Source organism: Catenuloplanes japonicus (assembly GCF_000717135.1).
In the GTDB taxonomy this organism is placed as follows: domain Bacteria; phylum Actinomycetota; class Actinomycetes; order Mycobacteriales; family Micromonosporaceae; genus Catenuloplanes; species Catenuloplanes japonicus.
Window position 1 is genome coordinate 1 of the sequence record NZ_JNXY01000076.1, and the last position, 1,835, is coordinate 1,835.

General features: G+C 68.8%; 1 protein-coding gene. It reads left to right on the plus strand.

Features of this window, described 5'->3' with window-relative positions; all coding sequences use genetic code 11:
- The first annotated feature begins 130 nt into the window (after positions 1-130).
- On the plus strand, positions 131-1,807 hold the full coding sequence (locus tag OP04_RS48035; protein ID WP_085067384.1) for an IS1182 family transposase: 1,677 nt from the start codon (positions 131-133) through the stop codon (positions 1,805-1,807).
- Positions 1,808-1,835 lie beyond the last annotated feature (28 nt).

Below are 1,835 nucleotides of genomic sequence, written 5' to 3' on the forward strand. Positions count from 1 at the left end.
GAGGTTTGCCCGCGGGAGCGACTCTGTTGCCCATTTGTGGTTGTGGATGATGGTGGTGCGGCCGGTTTTGTCGTCCTCCGGGCGTGGGTGGTGGCGGGTGTCTGTGCGTGCGGGGTCGTGGCCTGAGCCGGTGGCGGAGATTCGTGAGGCGGTGCGGGTGATACACGGGTCGCGGCAGCGGCCGTTGCCGGTGGTGGTCCGGGATGAGTTGGGTGAGGTCTTCGCTGATGCGGCGTTTGCGGAGGCGTTCGGTGTGTCGGGGCCGGCGGGGTGGTCGCCGGGGCGGTTGGCGTTGGTGACGGTGTTGCAGATGGCGGAGAATCTGACTGATCGGCAGGCGGCTGAGGCGGTCCGGGACAAGATTTCGTGGAAGTACGCGCTGGGGTTGTCGCTGTCTGATCCGGGGTTTGATTTTTCGGTGTTGTCGCAGTTCCGGGCGCGGATCGTCGCGCATGGCCTGGAGGCGAGGGTGCTGGATCTGCTGGTCGGGGCGCTGGCCGGCCGGGGGTTGTTGAAGGCGCGTGGAAAGCAGCGCACTGATTCGACGCATGTGCTGGCCGCGGTCCGGGACCTGAACCGGGTCGAGTTGGCCGGTGAGACGGTCCGGGCGGCGCTGGAAGCGGTCGCGGCGGCGGATCCGGGCTGGCTGGCTTCGGTGATCGAGGGGACCGGCTGGCAGCAACGTTACGGTCAGCGCGTCGACGGGTGGCGGCTGCCCGCGTCGAAGTCGAAACGCGACGAGATCGGTAACGGCTACGGCCGTGACGCCCGCACGCTCCTGGAAGCGGTCTACGCCCCCGGCACCCCGCAATGGCTCGCCCGGCTGCCCGCTGTCGATGTCCTGCGGCTGGTGCTGGTGCAGAACTTCGTGACCGTCACCGACCGGCAGGGGCGGGAGGTGGTCAGGATGCGGGAGGCCGACACGGACGGTCTCCCGCCCGGCAGATCGAAGATCACATCCCCGTATGACATCGATGCCCGCCGGGGCCGCAAACGTGACCTGGGCTGGAACGGCTACAAACTCCACATCAGCGAGACCTGCGACGCCGTCCCCGCACCGCCAGGCCCCGCCACCGGCACCCCGCCACCGCCGAACCTGATCACGAACGTTGTCACCACCGACGCCTCCGTCGCGGACACCACGATGACCGCACCCATCCACGCCGACCTGGCACGCCGGGGACTCCTACCCGCCGCGCACTACGTCGATTCCGGATACCCATCCGCCGCCCTGCTCGTCTCCTCCCGCACCGATCACCAGATCACCCTCGTCACCCCGCTCCTGGCCGACACCTCCCGCCAGGCCAGAGCCGCCGACGGCTACGACCGGACCGCGTTCACCATCGACCACGACCAGCGCCAGGCCACCTGCCCCCAAGGACACCCCAGCGGCTCCTGGACACCCGCCGTCCAGCGCGGCAACCCGGTCATCGTGATCCGTTTCCCGACCGGGACCTGCCGGCCCTGCCCAGTGAAAACCCTCTGCACCACCGCCGACCGCGGCCGGCAGATCACCACCCGCCCCCACGCCGTCCAGCACGCCCTCGACCACGCCCGCACCGCCCAGGACACCCCGCAATGGCAGGCCACCTACAACCTCCGCGCCGGCATCGAATCGGCCATCGCCCAATCCGTCAAAGTCACCGACACCCGCCGAGCCCGCTACCGCGGCCTGCCCAAAACCCGCCTCGAACACACCTTCAAAGCCACAGCCCTCAACCTCATCCGCCTCCACGCCTGGTGGACCGGACACCACCTCACCCCACAACACACCACCCACCTCGCACGCCTCGAACACACCCCATAACCATCAATAGGCAACAGAGTCGGGAGCA